The following is a 20,790-nucleotide window of genomic DNA, read 5'->3' as shown; positions in this document are numbered from 1 at the left end:
AGGCGGATTTCCGCGAGATAGAGACGACGAACCCGGCGCGAGGCCGGGTTCGACGTGGAAGGCGATGGGCTGATGGTCCGTCGCCTGCCGCCAGGGCCGGGGAGGACCGAGGCTGCGCTGGGGAAGAGACCCGGTGACGGCTTGTGGCCGCTGCGGGCGGGCACTCCCGGGGAGGGGTGCCCTGATCAACGCCTAGGCGTTGAGATGCGGTGCATGGAGCAAGGCCTGTGCCAGCGCCCGGGAGGCCCGCCATTGCTGGCGCGGGCGGTGGGCAGCTGCTTTCTTTGAGCGGAAAGTCGCCGATCAGTCCTGTTCTTCTGCGGGATTTCCGCCGCCAAAGCTGATGTTGTGCTTGCGCAGCTTGTCCGAGAGCGTCTTGCGCGGCAGGCCCAGGGCTTCGGCCAGGCTGCGCATCGAACTGTGCGGGTTGCCCAGCTCGGCCAGGATCAGCGCCCGCTCGAAGGCTTCCACCTGCTCACTCAGGCCGCCGCCGTTGCTGGCGGGCAGGTCTGGCGTGCCGTTGTCCAGCGCCAGGTCGAGGCCCAGGGCGAAGCGCTCCCCGGCGTTCTGCAGTTCACGGACGTTGCCTGGCCAATCGTGGGTCAGCAGCAGGGCGCGCTGCGAGCTGTCCAGCGTGCGGGGCTGGCTGCCGTGGCGGGTGGCGGCGGCTTCGGCGAAGTGCTGGAACAGCAGCAGGATGTCTTCGCCGCGTTCGCGCAGCGGCGGGATGCGCAGGCTGGCGACGTTGAGCCGGTAGTAAAGGTCGGCGCGGAAGCGGCCCTGGTCGGCGGCCTGGCGCAGGTCTTCCTTGGTGGCGGCGATGACGCGGATGTCGAGGGGGATCAACTGGTTGGCGCCGAGGCGCTCGACCACCCGCTCCTGCAGCAGGCGCAGCAGCTTGACCTGTACGTCCGGGCTCATGCTCTCGATCTCGTCGAGGAACACGGTGCCGCCGTTGGCGTATTCGAACTTGCCGATGCGGCGCTTCTGCGCGCCGGTGAAGGCGCCCTGCTCATGGCCGAACAGCTCGCTTTCCACCACCGACTCCGCCAGAGCACCGGCATTGATGGCGACGAAGGGGCCGTCGCGGCGCGCGGAGAGGTCGTGCAGGGCGCGGGCGACCACTTCCTTGCCGGCGCCGGTCTCACCGAGGATCAGCACATCGGCGCTGGTGCCGGCGAGGGCGCCGATCTGCTCGCGCAGGCGCTGAGCTGCTGGCGATTGGCCCACCAGGCGGCCGCTGAGCTGCTGGCGATCGGAAAGGGCCAGGCGCAGGCTGCGGTTTTCCAGCACCAGGCGGCGCAGGTCGAGGGCGCGGCGCACGCTGTCGATCAGGTCTTCGCTGGCGAAGGGTTTTTCCAGGAAGTCGTAGGCACCGGCGCGCATGGCCTGCACCGCCAGGGGGACGTCGCCGTGGCCGGTGATCAGCAGTACGGGCAACTGGGCGTCGCGCTCGTGGAGCTGGCGCAGCAGCTCGAGGCCGTCGACGCCGGGCATGCGGATATCGCTGACCACCACACCTGGCCAGTCGGCGGGCAGGCGGGCGGCCAGGCCATTGGCATCGCCCAGGGTGAGGACCTTGAGGCCGGCGAGGTCGAGTGTCTGGCTCAGGGCCTGGCGCAGGTGCGGGTCGTCGTCGACCAGCAGGACCTGGATGCCGGCTTCGATGGGCTGGGTCATGCGGAGTGGTCCTCGGGTGAGAGGGGGTTGGCGCCGGGGATGGCGGAGCGCAGGTGCAGGGTCAGCAGGGCACCGCCTTCGGGGTGGTTGGCCAGCAGCAGTTCGCCGCCGAGGGCGCGGATCAGGCTGTCGCAGATGGCCAGGCCGAGGCCGAGGCCCTGGGCACTGGTCTTGGTGGTGAAGAAGGGCTCGCGGGCCCGTTGCAAGGCTTCCTGGCTGAATCCGGGGCCGTTGTCGCGCAGGCTCAGGGTCACGCCTTCGGCATCGGTCTCGGCGCTGAGCCAGATGCGCCGGGGGTGGGGCTTCTCGCCCAGGGCGTCGAGGGCATTGGCCAGCAGGTTGCCGAGCACCTGGCGCAGGCGGGTTTCGCCGGCCTGGACCCAGAGCTGGGCTTCGGGCATGTCGCGGATCAGCTCCACGTCCATCGCCCGGCGGCGCTTGGCCAGCAGCGACAGGGCATCGTCCAGCGCCGGTTGCAGGGCGACGCTTTCCGGCGCGTGGCGGTCGCGCCGGGCGAAGGCGCGCAGGTGGGCGATGATCGAGGCCATGCGCCCGGTGAGCTCGCTGATCTGCCGCAGGTTGCCGCGGGCGTCGTCGTAGCGTTCGTGGTCCAGCAGCACGCCGGCGTTGTCGGCGTAGCTGCGGATGGCCGCCAGGGGCTGGTTGAGTTCGTGGCTGATGCTCGCGGACATGGTGCCGAGGGCGGAGAGCTTGCCGGCCTGGACCACTTCGTCCTGGGCGCGGACCAGTTCCTGCTGGGCCTGCTCGCGCTCCAGCACTTCCACCTTGAGGCGGCTGTTGAGGGCTTCAAGGTCCTGGGTGCGCTCCTGCACGCGCAGCTCCAGCTCGCGCCGGGCACGGGCGTCGAGGGCGATGCGGTCGAGGTAGTGGCGACGGCGCTGCATCATCAGGCCGAGCAAGAGGAGAAGGGCGAGCAGGGTGGCGGCGGCGATGGCATCGGTGGTGCGCACCTGGCGGTCCACCAGCACCTGCGGGGCGAGGATGCTGACCGTCCAGCCGGTTTCGCGCAGCTCACGGCTCTGGGTGATCCATTCGCCCGGACGCAGGCGGATGGGCTCGGGGGATTGGGTCGGATAGGGCTGGTTGGCGGAGATGGCGGCGCGCTCGGCGTTGTCCAGCTCGCGGGTGGCGTGGAAGCGCCATTGCGGGCGCGAGGTGATGATCGCCACGCCGTTGGAGTCGGTCACCAGCAACTGCTCGGGGGTGTTGCCCCAGAGGGATTCGGCGTCGTCCAGGTCGACCTTGACCACCAGAATGCCGATCACCGCCTGGCCGTCGCGCACCGGGCTGGCATAGAAATAGCCGCGCTTGCCGGAGGTGGTGCCGAGCCCGAAGAAGCGGCCCTGGCGGCCCATGAGCGCCTCGCGGTAGTAGGGGCGGAAGGCGAAGTCGCGGCCGACGAAGCTGTCCGTCTTGTCCCAGTTGGAGGAACTGAGAGTGGTGCCCTGGGGGTTCATCAGGTAGATGACGTCGGCGCCGGTCTCGTCGCGTACTTCGGCCAGCAGGCGGTTGGCGGCGTCCAGGCGGGCCGGGTCCTTTGGGTCCGCCAGCTGGCTGCGCAGGGCCGGCAGGTCGGCGAGGATCGGCGGCAGCACCTCGAAGCGGCGCAGGGTGCCCAGCAGGTTGGCGACGTAGAGGTCGAGGGTCTGCCGGTTCTGCTCGGCCAGGGCCTGGTTGTAGTAACGCTCAGCCAGGTGGTGGGCCGGCCACAGCAAGGGCGCCAGGACCAGGGCCAGCAGGACGAGGCTGCGCCAGCGGGGACGATAGGGTAGGGCGTTGGCGGTCATGGGTGTCGGAATGCGCCGGGGATGCGGCGCATTATGACACTGGCGGGCTCAGCGAGGGTGACGCAGGCACTCGTCCAGGCCCAGGCGCCAGTCGGGCAGGGCGACGTCCCAGTCGCGCAGCAGCTTGCCGCCGTCCATCCGCGAGTTGAGCGGGCGTTGGGCAGGCGTGGGATAGGCGCTGCTGGGGATGGGCTCCAGGCGGGCGCAGGGCTTGCCTTCGGCCTTGAGCGTATCGGCTATGGCACTGGCGAAGCCGAACCAGGAGGTCTCGCCGCCGGCGCTGAAATGGTAGGTGCCCCAGGCCTGGCGGCCATCCTGCCAGCGCTGGATCAACGCGGCGGTGGCCGTGGCGATGCTGCCGGCCCAGGTGGGCGCGCCGATCTGGTCGGCCACCACACGCAGGTGATCGCGCTCCTGCAGCAGGCGCTGCATGGTGAGCAGGAAGTTGCGGCCGTGCAGGGAGTAGACCCAGCTGGTGCGCAGGATCAGGTGCGCACCGCCGACCGCGCGGATCGCCGCTTCCCCGGCCAGCTTGCTGCGGCCGTAGACGCCCAGCGGGTTGGGCGGGTCGTCCTCGCTGTAGGGCGCGTTTTTGCTGCCGTCGAAGACGTAGTCGGTGGAGTAGTGAATCAGCGGTGCGCCCAGGGCGGCGGCTTCCTCGGCCAGCACGCCGGGGGCGGTGGCGTTGAGGGCGAAGGCGGCCTCGGGCTCGCTTTCGGCCTGGTCCACGGCGGTGTGGGCGGCAGCGTTGATGATCAGTGCGGGGCGCTCGGCGCGTACCAGGCGGCGGATGGCGTCGCTGTCAGCCAGGTCCAGGCGGTCGCGACCGAGGGCGAGCAGCTCGGCCTGATCGGCCAGGGCCAGGCGCAGTTCGCGGGCGACCTGGCCGCTGTGGCCGGTGATGAGGATCTTCATGGGAATACGTCGGCCTCTTCGAGGCTCAGGCCGGCCTGGTCCTTGGCGGAAAGCTGGGGCGCTTCGCTGAGCTGCCAGTCGATGGCCAGGGTCGGGTCATCCCAGCGGATGCAACGCTCGTGGGCCGGGGCGTAGTAGTCGGTGGTCTTGTAGAGGAACTCGGCGAACTCGCTGAGCACCACGAAGCCATGGGCGAAGCCTTCCGGAACCCAGAGCTGGCGCTTGTTCTCGGCAGACAGGTGCACACCGACCCAGCGGCCGAAGTTCGGCGAGCTGCGGCGCACGTCCACTGCGACGTCGAGCACCTCGCCGGCGGTGACCCGTACCAATTTCCCCTGGGCCTGTTGCAGCTGGTAGTGCAGGCCGCGCAGCACGCCCTTTTGCGAGCGCGAATGGTTGTCCTGGACGAACTCACGCTTGAGGCCGGTGGCCTCTTCGAAGGCGCGGGCGTTGAAACTCTCGAAGAAGAAACCGCGCTCATCGCCGAACACGCGGGGTTCGAGAATCAGCACTTCCGGCAGTTCGGTGGCGATGGCCTTCATGCCTGCTCTCCTGCCAGCTTGTAGAGGTATTGGCCGTAGCCGGTCTTGCCGAAAGCCTTGGCCCGCTCCAGCAGCAATGCCTTGTCGATCCAGCCGTTCTGGAAGGCGATCTCTTCCAGGCAGGCGACCTTGAGGCCCTGGCGGTGCTCGATGGTCTGCACGTACTGGGAGGCCTCCAGCAGGCTGTCGTGGGTGCCGGTGTCGAGCCAGGCGAAGCCGCGGCCGAGCTTCTCGACACGCAGGTCACCGCGCTTCAGATAGGCGTTGTTGACGTCGGTGATCTCCAGCTCGCCACGGTGGGAAGGCTTCACCGCCTTGGCAATCTCGATCACGTCGTTGTCGTAGAAGTACAGGCCGGTGACGGCATAGCTGGACTTGGGCTTGGCGGGCTTCTCTTCGATGGAGATGGCCTGGCCCTGCTCGTCGAACTCGATGACACCGAAGCGCTCCGGGTCGTTGACCCAGTAGCCGAACACGGTGGCGCCTTTATTGCCTTCGGCCGCGCGCTTGAGCTTCTCGGTGAAGTGCTGGCCGTGGAAGATGTTGTCGCCGAGGATCAGGCAGACCGAATCGCTGCCGATGAATTCCTGGCCGATCAGGAAGGCTTGGGCCAGCCCGTCCGGCGAAGGCTGTTCGGCGTAGCTGAAGCGCACGCCGAACTGGCTGCCGTCACCCAGCAGGTTGCGGTACTGGGGCAGGTCCTGGGGGGTGGAAATGACCAGGATCTCGCGGATGCCGGCGAGCATCAGCACCGAGATGGGGTAGTAGATCATCGGCTTGTCGTAGATCGGCAGCAGCTGCTTGGACACGCCAAGGGTGATGGGGTGCAGGCGGGTGCCGGAGCCACCGGCGAGGACGATGCCTTTCATGCTTGGGCTCCCAGGCGTTCACGTTGATAGCTGCCGTCCTGTACGCGACGGCACCATTCCAGGTTGTCGAGGTACCACTGCACGGTCTTGCGCAGCCCGGTCTCGAAGGTTTCCTGCGGCGTCCAGCCCAGCTCGCGCTCGATCTTGCTCGCGTCGATGGCGTAGCGCAGGTCGTGGCCGGGGCGGTCCTTCACGTGGGTGATCAACTCGTCGAAGCGAGCGACGCCGTTGGGCTTGGAAGGTGCCAGCTCTTCCAGCAGTGCGCAGATGCCGCGCACCACGTCGATGTTCTTCTGCTCGTTATGGCCGCCGATGTTGTAGGTCTCGCCGACCTGGCCACGGGTGACCACTTCCACCAGGGCCCGAGCGTGGTCCTCGACGAACAGCCAATCGCGCACCTGCAGGCCGTCGCCATAGACCGGCAGCGGCTTGCCTTCCAGAGCGTTGAGGATCATCAGCGGGATCAGCTTCTCGGGGAAGTGATAGGGGCCGTAGTTGTTGGAGCAATTGGTCAGCAGCACCGGCAGGCCATAGGTGCGGTTCCAGGCGCGGACCAGGTGATCGGACGCGGCCTTGCTCGCCGAATAGGGCGAGCTGGGCGCATAGGGCGTGGTCTCGGTGAACAGGTCGTCCACGCCATGCAGGTCGCCATACACTTCGTCGGTGGAGATGTGATGGAAACGGAAGGCCGCCTTGCGTTCGGCATCCAGCCCCATCCAGTAAGCGCGGGCGCTTTCCAGCAGGGCGTAGGTGCCGACAATGTTGGTCTGGATGAACTCGGCCGGGCCATCGATGGAGCGATCGACATGGGACTCGGCGGCCAGGTGCATGATGGCGTCGGGCTGGAAGCGCTGCAGGGCGGCGTTGACCGTGTCGCTGTCGGCGATATCGGCTTTCAGGAACTGGTAGCGGGGGTTGTCCGCGACGCTGGCCAGGGATTCGAGGTTGCCGGCGTAGGTCAGCTTGTCGAGGTTGAGAACCTCGTGGTCTGTCTCGTTCAGCAGGTGCCGGACGAGTGCGGAACCGATGAAGCCGGCTCCGCCGGTGATGAGAATGCGCATCCCTGAACCTCGACTAAATAAGGGTGATGATATCTGCCGTCGGTCGCTACGGAAATTGAGTTTGCTTTTGAAGCAACAGATGTTCGGTATGAAGTTATTGTGCCCTGGTGACAGAAAGCCCCGAAAACAAAAAAGCCCCGCATCTCTGCGGGGCTTTTTCATGTTTTGGTGCCGGCACCAGGAGTCGAACCCGGGACCTACTGATTACAAGTCAGTTGCTCTACCAGCTGAGCTATACCGGCAAGGGGCGGCCATTATAGCGATTGGTTGAGCCGAGTAAACCACCTGTTGCTGCCGCTCAGAATCAGAATGTGCAGGCTTATGCACAAGTGAGTGGTTTTTGGTACGGAAGTACTCGTGAACTGTGATTCAGGTCGCGGAATCGCGTAACTGGCTGTTTTCTTGATGTTTTATTTTTTGATCAAAAAGCGATCAACTCTCAGCAGGCCTTGCCCGGATGGGCGTTCGGGCAGTTGCTCATCATTCATCAACAAAGTTATCCACAGGTTCTGTGGGCAACTCGCTGCGCTCCGCGAGTAGCAAGAGGTTGCGGGGGGTGAGGCGGTGTTCGCAGAAGCGGCCGGCCTGCACCCGGTAGCCGCGCTCCTGAAGAAACAGGGCGCGGTCTAGCAGCAGCCAGATTTCCAGGGGGCGGCGGTAGAGGGCGCGCAGCAGCTCCAGGTTGCGTACCTGGGCCAGGCGTTGCCAGCCCTGGGCCTCCAGCCTGGCCCAGTCGCGCGGAGCAGGCGCAGCCAGGCCCTTGAGCTGGGCGAGGTCGTGGCAGTAGCGCTCGAAGGTCTTTTCCAGCCAGCTCACCGGTAACGAGGGTGTGGGCAGGTACTGGTCGAGGCCGCGTTGTTCCCGCTGCAGCAGGTCGAAGGCCAGGCGCCTGGCCATGGACTGGTCGCGTTGGCGGCGGACGCGCGCACCGGCGGTGACGGTTTCGCTCTGTACCAGGCGCAGGTCCCGCCGATCCGGGCGCAGGGTGGAGCGTTGCGCGGTGGTGGAAAGGGGCTGGTAGTGCTGTTCTGTGATGCGGTTGTAGCAGCAGGGGGCGATGGCGAGTTGTCCACAGCCCTGGTCAGCGGCCAGTTGCAGCAGGCGCACGTGCAGGTCGCCGCAGGCATGCAGGGCGATGGCGGTGTGTTCGGGGCGCAGCTGCGTCGCCGCGTCGGTGGCCAGCACGTCTTGAAGGCGGTGGGAGGCCGCGAGACCGAGCCGGTCGCTGAGGCGTTGGCCGTCTTCCACCAGCAGCGGATCGAACTCCAGGCAGGTAAGTGCGGCGTTGGGGTGGGCCAAGGTGCGCCCAAGGTGGCCTTTGCCGGCGCACCAGTCGAGCCAGTGGCGGGGCGGATGAGCGAACCGCAGGCTGCCGGCGAAGGCCTGAATCTGCTGCCATTTGCGGCCGGGCACGTCGAGGCAGAGGGCAGACGGCCACTGGCGCTCGGGGGCGTTATCGAATGCGCCGGTGTCGGCCAGCTCGTGGGAGCGGGCCGCCAGTTCGGGGAAGGGCGCGGGGGCATCAGGCAGGTGCAGCAGGCCGTGGCTCGCTTCCGCCTGCTCCAGGCTGCGGCCGCGTAGCCAGCGGGCGAGCTCGGGCAGCTCGTCTTCCCAGCCCAGGCGCAACTCGGTGAAGGGTTCCGGGTGCCACAGCGGGTAGCCCTGGCTGAGGAACTCATCCAGCGCTGCGAAGCGTTCGAGCAGCAGGGGGCCCTGAAGGGGCGCGGGGCTTGGCATGGAGTGTGGAAGGAGAAAGACGATCGGGCCCGCAGTATAGCGCTGCCTCTCGTGGCGAGGGGCAGCGGGCGGTCAGCGGCCTTGGCAGGCGTCGACCCGTAGCCAGCGTTCCAGCAGGCGGAAGGCACGGATGAGCACGAAGGCGATCACCAGGTAGAAGACCCCGGCGACGAAGAAGAACTCTGGTGCCATATAGGTGCGGGCAATGATGGTACGAGCCATGCCGGTGAGTTCCAGCAGGGTCACGGTGCTGGCCAGGGCGCTGGCCTTGAGCATCAGGATCACTTCGTTGCTGTAGGCCGGCAGGCCGATGCGCGCCGCACGCGGCAGGATGATGTGCACCAGGGTCTTGAATTGCGACATGCCCAATGCCCGCGCCGCTTCGATCTCGCCCGGCGGGATGGCCTGGATGGCCCCGCGGATGATCTCGGCGATATAGGCCGCCGTATGCAGGATCATGGTGATGACGGCACACCAGAACGGGTCGCGCAGGTAGGGCCAGAGCGGGCCCTTGCGCACCAGGTCGAACTGGGCGAGGCCGTAGTAGACCAGGAACAGCTGTACCAGCAGCGGCGTGCCGCGGAAGAAGAAGATATAGCCGTAGGGCAGTGCGCGCACGTACCAGTGGCGGGAGGCCCGGGCGATGCCCATGGGCAGGGCGAGAATCAGCCCGGCGACCACGGCGATAGCCACCAGTTCCAGGGTCAGCAGTGCCCCGTCGAACAGGCGCGGCAGGTACTTGATGATGACGTCCCAGTTCATGCAGCGCTCCTTTTGAAGCCGCGTCCGGCACGTTTTTCCAGCCAGTGCAGACCAATCATCGCGAGGATGGTCAGGCCCAGGTAGATGAAGGCTGCCACCAGGTAGAAGGTGAAGGGCTCCTTGCTGGCGGTCACGGCGATCTGCGAGCGACGCATGATTTCCTCAAGGCCGATCACGGAGACCAGTGCGGTGTCCTTCATCAGGATCATGAACAGGTTGCCAAGGCCCGGCAGGGCGATGCGCCACATCTGCGGCAGGATCAGGCGCCAGAGGATGCGCGAGCCGGAAAGGCCCAGCGCCAGGCCGGCCTCACGGTGCCCTTTGGGGATGGCCAGGATGGCGCCGCGGAACACCTCGGTGGCGTAGGCGCCGAAGCACAGGCCGAGGGCAATGGTGCCGGCGGCGAAGGCCGACAGCTCCAGGCCAGGCAAGTTGAGTTCTTCGCCAATGGCCAGCATGAGGTTCACGGTGCCGAAATACATCAGCAGGACCCAGAGCAATTCGGGCACACCGCGCACGATGGTGGAGTAGGCCCCGCCAAGCCACTGCAGAGGCTTCATGGGGGAAGTCTTGGCCAGCGCACCGAGCAGGCCCAGCACCAGACCGAGCGACAGCGCTGAAAGCGCCAGCTTGATGGTCATCAGGGTGCCGGCCGCCAGGGCGGGGCCGAATCCGTAGAGGTCGAGGTTCATCTGCAAGGCTACTGCTGGGGACCGGCGCCGCGTGGGCGGCGCCGGTCAGGCGGGCATCAATAGATGCTGAAAGGGAAGTACTTGTCGTTGATCTTCTTATAGGTGCCGTCAGCGACGATTTCCTTCAGTGCGGCATTCAGCTTCTCGCGCAGCGGGTCGCCCTTGCGCACGGCGATGGCGATCTTGTCGTTGTCGAACACCGGCTCGCCCTTGAATTCGAAGCCTTTGCCGGCGTCGCTCTTCAGCCATTCCCAGTTGACGAACTTGTCGGCCAGGACGCCGTCGAGGCGGCCGGAGGACAGGTCCAGGTAGGCGTTTTCCTGGGTGTCGTAGAGCTTGATGTCGACCACGTCGGCCATGTTGTCTTCGAGCCAGGTGCCGGCGATGGTGGCGCGCTGGGCACCGATGACCTTGCCTTTCAGGCTGGCCTTGTCGGTCTTGAAGTCAGCGTCCTTGGGAGCGATGAACTGCAGCTTGTTGGTGTAGTAGGCGTCGGTGAAGTCGACGGCCTGCTTGCGCTCTTCGGTGATCGACATGGACGCGGCGAGGAAGTCGAATTTCTTGGCGTTCAGGGCCGGGATGATGCCGTCCCAATCGGAGGTGACCACTTCGCATTCGGCCTTCATCTTGGCGCAGAGGGCCTGGGCGATCTCGACGTCGAAGCCGCCGACCTGGCCGCTGGCGTCGATCAGGTTGAAGGGTGGGTAGGCGCCTTCGGTACCGATCTTCAGTTTATCGGCGGCGACGGCACTGGTCCCGAAGGCCAGGGTGGCGGCAGCGGCCAGCAGGATCTTCTTGTAGTTCTTCATGCGATGTTGCTCCGTGTTTAGCGATTGCTGGACATGAATTGTTTACAGCGCGCCGAGGTCGGGTTGTCGAACACCTGCTGTGGCGGCCCCTGCTCTTCCACCAGGCCCTGGTGGAGGAACACCACCTCGCTGGAAACCTGGCGGGCGAAGTTCATCTCGTGGGTTACCAGCAGCATGGTCCTGCCCTCGTCGGCGAGCGCGCGGATCACGTTAAGCACTTCTTGTACCATCTCGGGGTCGAGCGCCGAGGTGGGTTCGTCGAACAGAATCACTTTAGGCTGCATCGCCAGAGTGCGCGCAATAGCCGCGCGCTGCTGCTGGCCGCCGGAGAGCTGGGCGGGGTAAACGTGGCGCTTATCGGCGATGCCGACCTTGGCCAGCAGGGCCTCGGCAACTTCGGTGGCCTCTGCCCGACTCTGGCCCAGCACGCGGCGCGGCGCCTCGATGATGTTGTCGAGGACCGTCATGTGCGGCCACAGGTTGAAGTTCTGGAACACGAAGCCGATTTCGCTGCGCAGCCGGTTGATCTGCTTGCCGTCGGCGGCGACCAGTTCGCCGGAGCGGGCGGGTTTCAGCTTGAGCTCTTCGCCAGCGACGATGATCTGGCCCTGGTGGGGGTTTTCCAGCAGGTTGATGCAACGCAGGAAGGTGGATTTTCCGGAGCCGGAAGAACCGAGGATGGAGATGACGTCACCATCACGGGCGGTAAGGGAGATGCCCTTGAGCACTTCAAGATCGCCGTAGCGTTTGTGCAGGTTGCGGATTTCTAGCGCGGGCGTGGCCTCGGCCATGGGGGTTCCTCTTATTGTTCGGATGCGCTCCGGCTGCGATCGGCCTTCCTGGCGAAGGAGGCCAACCTAGCATAGGCCCCAAGGGGCGCCAAGGGCGGTACTGGCACCGCGCCGGCTCGCTTGTGGGGCTTGTCGCATGGATGCAGCCGATTGTCGCGCAAACGCAAGAAAAGACGGTTTTTGCCTGGGTTCGACGCAAAGGCGGCGCACCCTACGCGCAAAACGCTCGCAATTCCAGTGCCAGGCGCTGGCCAGAGAGGTTGTTTCAGCGGGCCTTGCCGCGCCCTTCCAGCAGGCTGGAGACCTTCTCGCGCAGTTCGTCGATGGAGAAGGGTTTGGCGATCATGTCCATCTGGGTGGCCAGCTCGCTGCCGTCGATGCTGACGATCTCGGCATAGCCGGTGGCGAACAGCACGCGCAGGCCCGGGCGCAGGTCGCGGGCCACGGCCGCCAGCTCCTGGCCGTTCATGCCGGGCAGGCCGATGTCGGTGAGCAGCAGGTCGATGGTCGCGTCGCTGCGCAGGATGGCCAGCGCCTGCTGGCCGTCGCAGGCCTCCATCACCTGGTAGCCGAACTCTTCCAGCACCTCGACCGTGAGCATGCGCACCACGTCGGCGTCTTCCACCACCAGAATGGATTCACGATTGGCCGCCCCTGTGGGCTGCTCGACTGGGCTTTGTTGTTGTTCCGACAAAACGGGACCTCGCGGTAGATAAAGGCTGACACGGGTGCCTTGGCCGGCGCCGCTTTGCAAGCGGACCTGGCCACCGGTCTGTTTGATGAAGCCATATACCATGGACAGCCCCAGCCCGCTTCCCTGACCCAGTGGTTTTGTCGTGAAGAAGGGTTCGAAGGCGTGGCTCAGCACCCTCTCGTCCATGGCTCGGCCGGTGTCATGCACTTCCAGCAGCAGGTAATCGCCTGGGTTCGGCTCCGCGCCTTCGGCGCTTTCTTCCGGGATGCTGGCGCGGATCAGCAATTGGCCACCGTCGGGCATCGCCTCGCGGGCGTTGTCCACCAGGTGCTCCAGTGCCTTGCACAGCTGTTCGGCGTCGCACAGGGCTGTGGTGGGCAGCGGGTCGACTTGCAGTACCAGCTTCACCGCCGGCCCGGCGCGTTCCGCCAGGTGTGGGCGATGTTCGGCGAGCCAGGCATCAAGGCGGATCGGCTGTATATCCAGGGCCTGGCGGCGGGCGAATGACAGCAGGTTGTGGGTCAGCGTGGCGCCGCGCTCGGCGGAGTCGGTGGCGGCGTCGATGAAGCGCTCGAGGTCCTGGCGGGATTCGTCCGGCAGGCGACGACGGATCAGGTCGAGGCCGACGCGGATGCCCGCCAGGAGATTGTTGAAGTCGTGGGCGATGCCGCCGGTGAGCTGCCCGACCGCTTCCATGCGCTGGGCGTTGCGCAGCGCCTCTTCGGTGCGTTGCAGCACCTCGGCGGTGCGTTTTTCCTCGGTGACATCGTGACCACTGCCGTATTGGATGTCGTTCTCCGGCGTGGCGCTCCAGGACAGCCAGCGGTAGCTGCCGTCGCGGTGCCGCAGGCGGTTCTCGAAGCGCCGGATCCTCAGGCCCCCGGCCAGTTCCTGGCGGGTCTGGTCGGTACTGGGGATATCGTCCGGGTGCTCCAGCCAGTGCGTCGTGCGACCCAGCAGTTCTTCCTCGCTCCAGCCCAGGGTCGTGGTCCAGGCTGGGTTGATGCTGAGCAGGCGGCCCTGCTGGTCGGCGACGCAGAGCAGGTCCAGGGAGAGGTTCCAGAGGCGGTCGCGCTCCAGGGTGCGTTGATGCAGGCGGTCCGTCTCTTCGGCCTGGCGGGCTGCGCGTGCCAGGTCGCCGCTGAGGCTTTCCGCCAGCTCGTCGAGGAAGCGCCGGTAGCGTGCATCCAGCGGGCGTCGCGGGCTGATGGCACACACCAGCACGCCCAAGGGGCGGTCATCGGCGGCATCGGCAATAAGGGGCAGCACCCGCGCGCGGGTGACCGGCTCCGGCCAGGGCGGCAGCGACCGCGGTCGCTCCAGCTCGATATCCAGGGTGTCGCCAGCGGCGGTCGCTGCCCAGGGCGCCGTGCCCGGGGCCAACTCCAGGGGAGCCAGCGCATCGCCCGGCTCCAGGCCGCTGCAGAGGGCCAGCTCGGCCCGCCCTTCGGCGTCGAGGCGGTAAAGCAGGCAGAAGGGCAGGTCGGCAGCGCCGCCGCGGAGCACTTCCTCCGCGAGGCGGCAGGCCTCTGCGGGGTTGGCGGCGGGGCGGGTGCTGGCGCGCAGCTCTCCCAGCAGCCGACTGCGCCGCGCTTCGATGACCTGCACGGTGGTTTCGATGACGGTGTTGAACAGGCCGGTCGGGCGGCCGTCGAAGCCGAGGATCGGGCTGACGTTGTAGTTGAAGTAGCACTCCTCAACGTAGCCGAAGCGCTGCATCGGCAGCAGCCCGTCCTCGACGTGCACCGCGACGCCGGTTTGCATGATGCCGTCGAACATGGGCTCGAGCGTGTCCCAGATATCCGCCCAGGCTTCCCGCGCCGGCCGGCCCAGGGCCCAGGGGTGCTTGTCGCCCGGGATGGCGCTGTAGGCGTCGTTATAGAGGAGGTGATAGTCCCAGCCCCAGTAGATGCATACCGGGAAGCGCGAATTGAGCCCCACGCCGAGGATGGACTTCAGCGGGGCGGCCCAGTCCTGCAGGGCACCCAGCGGGGTGACGCCCCAGTCGTGGGCGCGGATCAGCGGTGCCATTTCCCCTACGCTGTTGAGGAAGTCTCCTGCTGCGGCAGCGGTGGGTGGCGGGGCAGGGAAGGCGTGATCGTTTGAGCTCGCGTCCATCGGTTCTTCTGCGGCGCTCGTGCGCTTTTCGGGGCTGATCGTCTTAGAAGTTCCCGGCTTGGAAAGATTCCGTATTTTTTAATGAACCTTTTTCCCCCTCCCGGTGTTCCAAGCGGAACCTCTGCCCTTGGTGTCGATGTGCCATGTGAAGAGGGTGATTGGTTAAAGAAGGTCAGCGCATTAACATGCGGAACCCTCCGATATCCCCAACAGATCGGTGATTTTAGGCACCAGGCCAGGGAACACAGATGACCACCATGAACTCCACCGACGAGAAGAGCTTTCGGCGCATCCTCGCGCGCAACGTCGCCCTGCCGCTGGGCGTCGGCGTGCTTGGCGCCATGCTTTTCGTCGCGCTGATCTCCTACCTGCTTTATGTGCTCAGCTGGGTCGAGCACACCGATATCGTGATCAGCAATGCCAACGACGGCCTGCGCCTGTCCGTGGACCAGGAGTCCGGCCTGCGCGGCTACCTGATTTCCGGCAACGCCACCTTCCTGCAGCCTTATGAGCAGGCGCGGCCGCGCATCAAGGCGGCCATGTCCGGCCTGCGCGAGATGGTCAAGGACAACCCGCCCCAGGTGGAGCGCGTGCGCACCATCGAGGCGCTGCAGGAGGAGTGGGACCGTTTCGCCAAGGAGATGATCGACCGCAAGCGCGATGGCCTGAACGTCGTCGATGCCGTCAGCGAGGGCCGGGGCAAGCAACTGGTGGACGCCGTTCGCGAGCAGTACCGCATCTTCATCAACCTGGAGCGCCAGCTGCGCCACGAGCGCAACGAGAAGGCCAGTGATACGGCGATCCTTACCATCGCCCTCTACCTGCTCTTCAGCCTGAGTTTCAGCGGCCTGCTGGCGTTCTTCGGGCGCCGCGAGCTGTTGTCCCTCGCCACCACCTACAGCGAATCCCTCGCCCAGCAGCGGGCCCACAGTGAGCACCTGCAACGCCAGGCCTGGCTGCGGGACGGCCAGGCGCTGCTCTCCGAACGCATCATCGGCCAGCAGACCCCGCCGGTGCTGGGGCGCAACATGCTGGAGTTCCTGGCCGGCTACCTGGACATGGCGGTGGGTGCGCTCTATGGCCGTGACGAGCACGGCAGCCTGCAGCGCGTCGCTTCCTACGGTTTCTCCCGCGAGCTGGAGAGCCGCGAGCAGAACTTCGCCAGCACCGAGACCCTGGTGGGCCAGGTGGCGGTGGAAAAGCGCATCCGTGCGCTCGACTCCCTGCCGGCCGGCTATATCAAGGTCAGCTCCGGCCTGGGCGATGTGGAGCCGCAAGCGGTGCTGCTGGTGCCGACCTTCAGTGATGGCGAAGTCAATGGCGTGATCGAGCTGGGCTTCCTGCGTCGCCTCGAACCGCGTGATTCGGCGCTGCTGGAGATGATTGCCGGCAACCTGGGTACTGCCCTGGAAGCGGCCCGCTACCGCCAGCGCCTGCAGGTGGTGCTGGAGGAAACCCAGCAACTGAACGAAGAGCTGCAGGTGCAGCAGGAAGAGCTGAAGACCGCCAACGAGGAGCTGGAGGAACAGTCCCGCGTGCTGCGCGAGTCCCAGGCCCACCTGGAGACCCAGCAGGCGGAGCTGGAGCAGACCAACGAGCGCCTCGGTGAGCAGGCCCAGGAAATGGCGGCCCAGCGCGACGACCTGGACAACAAGAACAGCGCGCTGAACAAGGCCCAGGTGGAGCTGGAAGCGCGCGCCGAGGAGTTGCAGCGGGCCAGCCGCTACAAGTCCGAGTTCCTCGCCAACATGTCCCACGAGCTGCGCACGCCGCTGAACAGCTCGCTGATCCTGGCCAAGCTGCTGGCGGACAACCAGGCCGGCAACCTCAACGACGAGCAGATCAAGTTCGCCGAGTCCATCTACTCCGCCGGCAACGACCTGCTGAACCTGATCAACGACATTCTCGACATCTCCAAGGTCGAGGCCGGCAAGCTCGACGTACGCGCCGAGAACACCAATGTCCAGCGCCTGGCGGAAGGGCTGCGGGGTGTGTTCCAGCCCCTGGCCGACGAAAAGCGCCTGGCCTTCCACCTCGACATCGATGCCGATGCGCCGGACGTGCTCTACACCGACCGCCAGCGTGTGGAGCAGATTCTCAAGAACCTGCTGTCCAACGCCCTCAAGTTCACCGACAAGGGCGAAGTCGGCCTGCGCGTCAGCCGTGCCCGGGGCGGTATCGCCTTCGCCGTCAGCGACACCGGCATCGGCATCCGCGGCGACCAGCTCGGGCCCATCTTCGATGCCTTCCACCAGGCCGATGGCACCACCAACCGCCGCTTTGGCGGCACCGGGTTGGGCCTGTCCATCTCCCGTGACCTGGCGGAGCTGCTCGGCGGCTCCATCCTGGTGTCCAGCGAGCCGGGCAAGGGCAGCCTGTTCACCCTGTTGCTGCCGGAAACCTACCAGAGCCGTGGCGAGGCCGAGGCCGTGCCCCTGGCGGTGGTCGAGAGCCGGCCGTTGCAGCGCGTGGCACCGCCGCCGGCACCGGATGCGCCGCGTGCCGAGCCCATCCCCAGCTTCCCGGATGACCGTGGCCAGGCCGATCTGGGCGGGCGCTGCGTGCTGGTGATCGAGGACGAGCCCAAGTTCGCGCAGATCCTCTATGACCTGGCCCACGAGCTCGGCTACCGCTGCCTGGTGGCCCATGGTGCCGACGAGGGGTACCAGCTGGCCGACGGACATTCGCCCGACGCCATCCTCCTGGACATGCGCCTGCCGGACGAATCCGGGCTCTCGGTGCTGCAACGCCTCAAGGGCAACCCGCACACCCGCCACATCCCCGTGCACGTCATCTCGGTGGAGGACCTCAGCGAGGCCGCCATGCACCTGGGCGCCATCGGCTATGCGGTCAAGCCCACCACCCGCGACCAGCTCAAGGATGTGTTCGGCAAGCTCGAGGCCAAGCTCACCCAGAAGGTCAAGCGCGTGCTGCTGGTGGAGGACGATGCCCTGCAGCGCGACAGCATCGCCCGCCTGATCGGCGACGACGACATTGAAATCACCGCCGTCGAGTTCGGCGAGCAGGCGCTGGAGCTGCTGCGCTCCACCCTGTTCGACTGCATGATCATCGACCTCAAGCTGCCCGACATGCAGGGCAACGACCTGCTCAAGCGCATGGGCAGCGAGGACATCTGCTCCTTCCCGCCGGTCATCGTCTACACCGGACGCAACCTGACCCGCGACGAGGAGGCCGAGCTGATGAAGTACTCGCGCTCCATCATCATCAAGGGCGCGCGCTCCCCAGAGCGCTTGCTGGACGAGGTCACGCTGTTCCTGCACAAGGTCGAATCGGAGCTCTCCAGCGAGCGGCAGAAGATGCTCAAGACCGCCCGCAGCCGCGACAAGGTGTTCGAGGAGCGGCGCATCCTCCTGGTGGACGACGACGTGCGTAACATCTTCGCCCTCACCAGCGCCCTGGAGCAGAAGGGCGCGCGGGTGGAGATCGCCCGCAACGGCCGCGAGGCCATCGACAAGCTCAATGCGGTGCCGGAGATCGACCTGGTGCTGATGGACGTGATGATGCCGGAGATGGACGGCTACGAAGCCACCCGCCTGATCCGCGAGGAAGCGCGCTGGGCCAAGCTGCCGATCATCGCGGTGACCGCCAAGGCGATGAAGGACGACCAGGACCTGTGCATGCGCGCGGGCGCCAACGATTACCTGGCCAAACCAATCGACCTGGATCGGCTGTTCTCGCTGATCCGCGTCTGGCTGCCGAAGCTGGAGCGCATCTGAGATGCCCGAACGCACCCAGGAAATCGAGCTGCGCCTGCTGATCGAGGCGATCTACCTGAAGTACAGCTACGACTTCCGTGACTACTCGGGCTCCTCCCTCAAGCGCCGGGTGCTCTACGCCCTGAACCAGTTCGAGTGCGCCACCATCTCGGCCCTGCAGGAGCGCATCATCCACGACCCCCAGGCGTTCCACGAGCTGCTGCAGTACCTCACCATCCCGGTCAGCGAGATGTTCCGCGACCCCAGCTACTTCCTCGCCCTGCGCCAGGAAGTGGTGCCCATCCTGCGCACCTACCCCTCGATCAAGGTATGGATAGCCGGCTGCAGCACCGGTGAGGAAGTGCACTCGATGGCCATCCTCCTGCATGAGGAAGGGCTGCTGGAGCGCACGCTGATCTACGCCACCGACATCAACCCGCAGTCCCTGGAAAAGGCCCGGCGCGGCATCTACTCCCTCGACGACATGCGCCAGTACAGCGAGAACTATCGCAAGGCCGGGGGGCGGGGGTCGCTGTCGGACTACTACACTGCGGCGTACGACGGCGCGCTGTTCGACAAGGCCCTCCGGGAGAACGTCACCTTCGCCGACCACAGCCTGGCGACCGACGCGGTGTTCTCCGAGACCCAGCTGATCTCCTGTCGCAACGTCCTGATCTATTTCAACAAGCAGTTGCAGGACCGCGCCCTCGGGCTCTTCCACGAGTCCCTGTGCCACCGCGGCTTCCTCGGCCTGGGCAGCAAGGAGAGCCTGGACTTCTCCGCCTACGCCAACCGCTTCGAGGCGCTCAACCGCCAGGAAAGGGTGTTTCGCAAACTATGAGCACGCAGCAGTGGGACGCAGTGGTGGTCGGGGCATCCGCCGGTGGCGTGGAAGCGCTGCTGACGGTGTTCAGCGGCCTGCCCGCCGACTACGCGCTGCCGCTGGTCTGCGTGCTGCACCTGCCGGAGTCCCGTGACAGCCTGCTGGCCGATCTTTTCTCCCGGCGCCTGGCGCTGCGGGTGAAGGAAGCCGAGGACAAGGAAAGCCTGCGCCCCGGCACATTGTATTTCGCCGCGCCCGGCTACCACCTCTCCATCGAGCGCGACCACAGCCTGTCCTTCAGCCGCGAAGAGCCGCTGCACTACTCGCGGCCGTCCATCGACGTGCTTTTCGAGTCGGCCGCCGACTGCTTCCAGGAACGCCTGGTGGGCGTATTGCTCACCGGCGCCAACCAGGACGGCGCGGCGGGCCTGGCGGCGATCAAGCAGGGCGGTGGCCTGACCGTCGTCCAGGACCCGCTCGAAGCGCAAGTGCCGACCATGCCCGAGGCCGCCCTGGCGAGCCACGTGCCCGACCATATTCTTCCGTTGCGCGGCATTCGCGCACTCCTGGCCCAACTGGACCCCGCCCATGCCGACTAGCCAAACGAGCAAGCTGCTGATCGTCGACGACCTGCCGGAGAACCTCCTGGCGCTGGAGGCGTTGATCAAGGGCGAGGGACGCCAGGTGTACCAGGCCAGCTCGGCCGACGAGGCGCTAGCACTGCTGCTGGAGCACGAGTTCGCCCTGGCCATTCTCGATGTGCAGATGCCCGGCATGAACGGTTTCGAGCTGGCCGAGCTGATGCGCGGCACGGAAAAGACCAAGCACATCCCCATCGTCTTCGTCAGTGCCGCCGGGCGCGAGCTCAACTACGCCTTCAAGGGCTATGAGAGCGGCGCGGTGGATTTCCTCTACAAGCCCCTGGACCACCACGCCGTGCGCAGCAAGGTGGCGGTGTTCGTCGAGCTGCACCGCCAGCGCAAGCTGATGGCCTGCCAGCTCGATGCCCTGGAGCAGGGCCGCCGCGAGCAGGACGCGCTGCTGGCCGAGCTGCGCGCCACCCAGGCCGAGCTGCAGCGCGCGGTGCAGATGCGTGACGACTTCATGTCCATCGTCTCCCACGAGCTGCGCACGCCGCTCAACGGGCTGATCCTCGATACCCAGCTGCGCCAGATGTACATGGCCAAGGGCAATGCCGCGGTGTTCAGCGAGGACAAGCTCAAGGCCATGTTCGACCGCGACGAGCGGCAGATCAGAAGCCTCATCCGCCTGATCGAGGACATGCTCGATGTGTCCCGCATCCGCACCGGCAAGCTGTCGATCCGCCCCGAGCGCACCGAGCTCGGTCGCCTGGTGCGCAACGTCACCGAAAACTTCGAACAGCAGATGCAGGGCGTCGGCTGCGAGCTGAGCCTGGAGATCGACGGCGAACTGCACGGCGTGTGGGATGCCTTCCGTATCGAGCAGGTGGTCAGCAACCTGCTGAGCAACGCCCTGCGCTACGGGCCGGGCAAGCCGATACGGGTCCGCGTGCAGGGGGAGGGTGGTGAGGCACGAGTGGAGGTCAGCGACAATGGCGTCGGCATCTCGCCTGCCGATCAGCGCCGCATCTTCCAGCAGTTCGAGCGGGTCAGCGGCTCGGAGAAGATCGCCGGCCTCGGGCTCGGCCTGTACATCTCCGAACAGATCGTCACCGCCCACGGCGGGCGCATCGACGTCACCAGCGAGAAGGGCGAAGGCGCCACCTTCAGCCTGGTGCTGCCCCTGGGCTGA

At 66.3% G+C, this 20,790-nt stretch carries 16 protein-coding genes and 1 tRNA gene; 4 read left to right on the top strand and 13 right to left on the bottom strand.

The annotated features are described in order from the left end of the window. Positions 1–303 precede the first annotated feature (303 nt). The 13 genes from PSm6_RS08430 to PSm6_RS08370 all read right to left on the bottom strand — a co-directional run bounded on the left by PSm6_RS08430 (position 304) and on the right by PSm6_RS08370 (position 14,478). Positions 304–1,680 (bottom strand): sigma-54-dependent transcriptional regulator, encoded by a 1,377-nt coding sequence (locus PSm6_RS08430; RefSeq protein WP_043240492.1) that lies wholly within the window; start codon positions 1,678–1,680, stop codon positions 304–306. Beyond that, positions 1,677–3,488, bottom strand: coding sequence for a sensor histidine kinase (locus PSm6_RS08425; protein WP_265170019.1), 1,812 nt, complete (start codon positions 3,486–3,488; stop codon positions 1,677–1,679). Before PSm6_RS08425 ends, PSm6_RS08430 begins: the two co-directional genes overlap by 4 nt. Before the next feature lie 48 nt (positions 3,489–3,536). Further along, on the bottom strand, positions 3,537–4,403 hold the full coding sequence (rfbD, locus tag PSm6_RS08420; protein WP_043240498.1) for a dTDP-4-dehydrorhamnose reductase: 867 nt from the start codon (positions 4,401–4,403) through the stop codon (positions 3,537–3,539). After that, positions 4,400–4,945 (bottom strand): dTDP-4-dehydrorhamnose 3,5-epimerase, encoded by a 546-nt coding sequence (gene rfbC / locus PSm6_RS08415; protein ID WP_043240502.1) that lies wholly within the window; start codon positions 4,943–4,945, stop codon positions 4,400–4,402. Before rfbC ends, rfbD begins: the two co-directional genes overlap by 4 nt. Beyond that, positions 4,942–5,814 (bottom strand): glucose-1-phosphate thymidylyltransferase RfbA, encoded by an 873-nt coding sequence (gene rfbA / locus PSm6_RS08410; protein ID WP_043240505.1) that lies wholly within the window; start codon positions 5,812–5,814, stop codon positions 4,942–4,944. The genes rfbC and rfbA overlap by 4 nt, the downstream gene beginning before the upstream one ends. Then, entirely contained in the window at positions 5,811–6,875 is a 1,065-nt protein-coding gene (rfbB, locus tag PSm6_RS08405; protein WP_043240507.1) for a dTDP-glucose 4,6-dehydratase, read from the bottom strand. Before rfbB ends, rfbA begins: the two co-directional genes overlap by 4 nt. 166 nt (positions 6,876–7,041) lie before the next feature. Beyond that, positions 7,042–7,117: transfer RNA gene (locus tag PSm6_RS08400), tRNA-Thr, on the bottom strand. Positions 7,118–7,355: 238 nt separating this feature from the next. Beyond that, on the bottom strand, positions 7,356–8,612 hold the full coding sequence (locus tag PSm6_RS08395; RefSeq protein WP_265170018.1) for a methyltransferase: 1,257 nt from the start codon (positions 8,610–8,612) through the stop codon (positions 7,356–7,358). A 72-nt stretch (positions 8,613–8,684) separates the two neighbouring features. Continuing rightward, positions 8,685–9,374: an ABC transporter permease gene (locus PSm6_RS08390; protein ID WP_021218647.1), complete on the bottom strand. Its 690-nt coding sequence runs from the start codon at positions 9,372–9,374 to the stop codon at positions 8,685–8,687. Continuing rightward, entirely contained in the window at positions 9,371–10,066 is a 696-nt protein-coding gene (locus tag PSm6_RS08385) for an ABC transporter permease (RefSeq protein ID WP_021218648.1), read from the bottom strand. Before PSm6_RS08385 ends, PSm6_RS08390 begins: the two co-directional genes overlap by 4 nt. 56 nt (positions 10,067–10,122) lie before the next feature. Continuing rightward, positions 10,123–10,875 (bottom strand): ABC transporter substrate-binding protein, encoded by a 753-nt coding sequence (locus tag PSm6_RS08380; protein WP_021218649.1) that lies wholly within the window; start codon positions 10,873–10,875, stop codon positions 10,123–10,125. Positions 10,876–10,892: 17 nt separating this feature from the next. Further along, complete coding sequence (locus PSm6_RS08375) at positions 10,893–11,666, bottom strand: ABC transporter ATP-binding protein (RefSeq protein WP_021218650.1); 774 nt, start codon at positions 11,664–11,666, stop codon at positions 10,893–10,895. A 265-nt stretch (positions 11,667–11,931) separates the two neighbouring features. After that, positions 11,932–14,478, bottom strand: coding sequence for a hybrid sensor histidine kinase/response regulator (locus tag PSm6_RS08370; protein ID WP_265170017.1), 2,547 nt, complete (start codon positions 14,476–14,478; stop codon positions 11,932–11,934). Between the two features lie 248 nt (positions 14,479–14,726). Between PSm6_RS08370 and PSm6_RS08365 the strand changes: the two genes are divergently transcribed. Genes PSm6_RS08365 through PSm6_RS08350 form a run of 4 tightly spaced genes read left to right on the top strand, consistent with a single transcriptional unit; the run spans position 14,727 to position 20,790 of the window. Then, complete coding sequence (locus PSm6_RS08365; RefSeq protein ID WP_265170016.1) at positions 14,727–18,215, top strand: response regulator; 3,489 nt, start codon at positions 14,727–14,729, stop codon at positions 18,213–18,215. Between the two features lies 1 nt (position 18,216). Further along, entirely contained in the window at positions 18,217–19,035 is an 819-nt protein-coding gene (locus PSm6_RS08360) for a CheR family methyltransferase (protein WP_021218653.1), read from the top strand. Next, on the top strand, positions 19,032–19,616 hold the full coding sequence (locus tag PSm6_RS08355; protein ID WP_021218654.1) for a chemotaxis protein CheB: 585 nt from the start codon (positions 19,032–19,034) through the stop codon (positions 19,614–19,616). Before PSm6_RS08360 ends, PSm6_RS08355 begins: the two co-directional genes overlap by 4 nt. After that, entirely contained in the window at positions 19,606–20,790 is a 1,185-nt protein-coding gene (locus PSm6_RS08350) for a hybrid sensor histidine kinase/response regulator (protein WP_043240521.1), read from the top strand. Before PSm6_RS08355 ends, PSm6_RS08350 begins: the two co-directional genes overlap by 11 nt.

The organism is Pseudomonas solani (assembly GCF_026072635.1).
In the GTDB taxonomy this organism is placed as follows: Bacteria; Pseudomonadota; Gammaproteobacteria; order Pseudomonadales; family Pseudomonadaceae; genus Metapseudomonas; species Metapseudomonas solani.
The sequence above is the reverse complement of the archived record's forward strand: the minus strand, read 5'-3'. Positions and strand labels throughout refer to the sequence as shown.

Bases quoted from the DNA above. Each gene is read 5' to 3' on its own strand.
- PSm6_RS08430 (WP_043240492.1), bottom strand. From the start codon at position 1,680: ATGACCCAGCCCATCGAAGCCGGCATCCAGGTCCTGCTGGTCGACGAC.
- PSm6_RS08425 (WP_265170019.1), bottom strand. From the start codon at position 3,488: ATGACCGCCAACGCCCTACCCTATCGTCCCCGCTGGCGCAGCCTCGTC.
- rfbD (WP_043240498.1), bottom strand. From the start codon at position 4,403: ATGAAGATCCTCATCACCGGCCACAGCGGCCAGGTCGCCCGCGAACTG.
- rfbC (WP_043240502.1), bottom strand. From the start codon at position 4,945: ATGAAGGCCATCGCCACCGAACTGCCGGAAGTGCTGATTCTCGAACCC.
- rfbA (WP_043240505.1), bottom strand. From the start codon at position 5,814: ATGAAAGGCATCGTCCTCGCCGGTGGCTCCGGCACCCGCCTGCACCCC.
- rfbB (WP_043240507.1), bottom strand. From the start codon at position 6,875: ATGCGCATTCTCATCACCGGCGGAGCCGGCTTCATCGGTTCCGCACTC.
- PSm6_RS08395 (WP_265170018.1), bottom strand. From the start codon at position 8,612: ATGCCAAGCCCCGCGCCCCTTCAGGGCCCCCTGCTGCTCGAACGCTTC.
- PSm6_RS08390 (WP_021218647.1), bottom strand. From the start codon at position 9,374: ATGAACTGGGACGTCATCATCAAGTACCTGCCGCGCCTGTTCGACGGG.
- PSm6_RS08385 (WP_021218648.1), bottom strand. From the start codon at position 10,066: ATGAACCTCGACCTCTACGGATTCGGCCCCGCCCTGGCGGCCGGCACC.
- PSm6_RS08380 (WP_021218649.1), bottom strand. From the start codon at position 10,875: ATGAAGAACTACAAGAAGATCCTGCTGGCCGCTGCCGCCACCCTGGCC.
- PSm6_RS08375 (WP_021218650.1), bottom strand. From the start codon at position 11,666: ATGGCCGAGGCCACGCCCGCGCTAGAAATCCGCAACCTGCACAAACGC.
- PSm6_RS08370 (WP_265170017.1), bottom strand. From the start codon at position 14,478: ATGGACGCGAGCTCAAACGATCACGCCTTCCCTGCCCCGCCACCCACC.
- PSm6_RS08365 (WP_265170016.1), top strand. From the start codon at position 14,727: ATGACCACCATGAACTCCACCGACGAGAAGAGCTTTCGGCGCATCCTC.
- PSm6_RS08360 (WP_021218653.1), top strand. From the start codon at position 18,217: ATGCCCGAACGCACCCAGGAAATCGAGCTGCGCCTGCTGATCGAGGCG.
- PSm6_RS08355 (WP_021218654.1), top strand. From the start codon at position 19,032: ATGAGCACGCAGCAGTGGGACGCAGTGGTGGTCGGGGCATCCGCCGGT.
- PSm6_RS08350 (WP_043240521.1), top strand. From the start codon at position 19,606: ATGCCGACTAGCCAAACGAGCAAGCTGCTGATCGTCGACGACCTGCCG.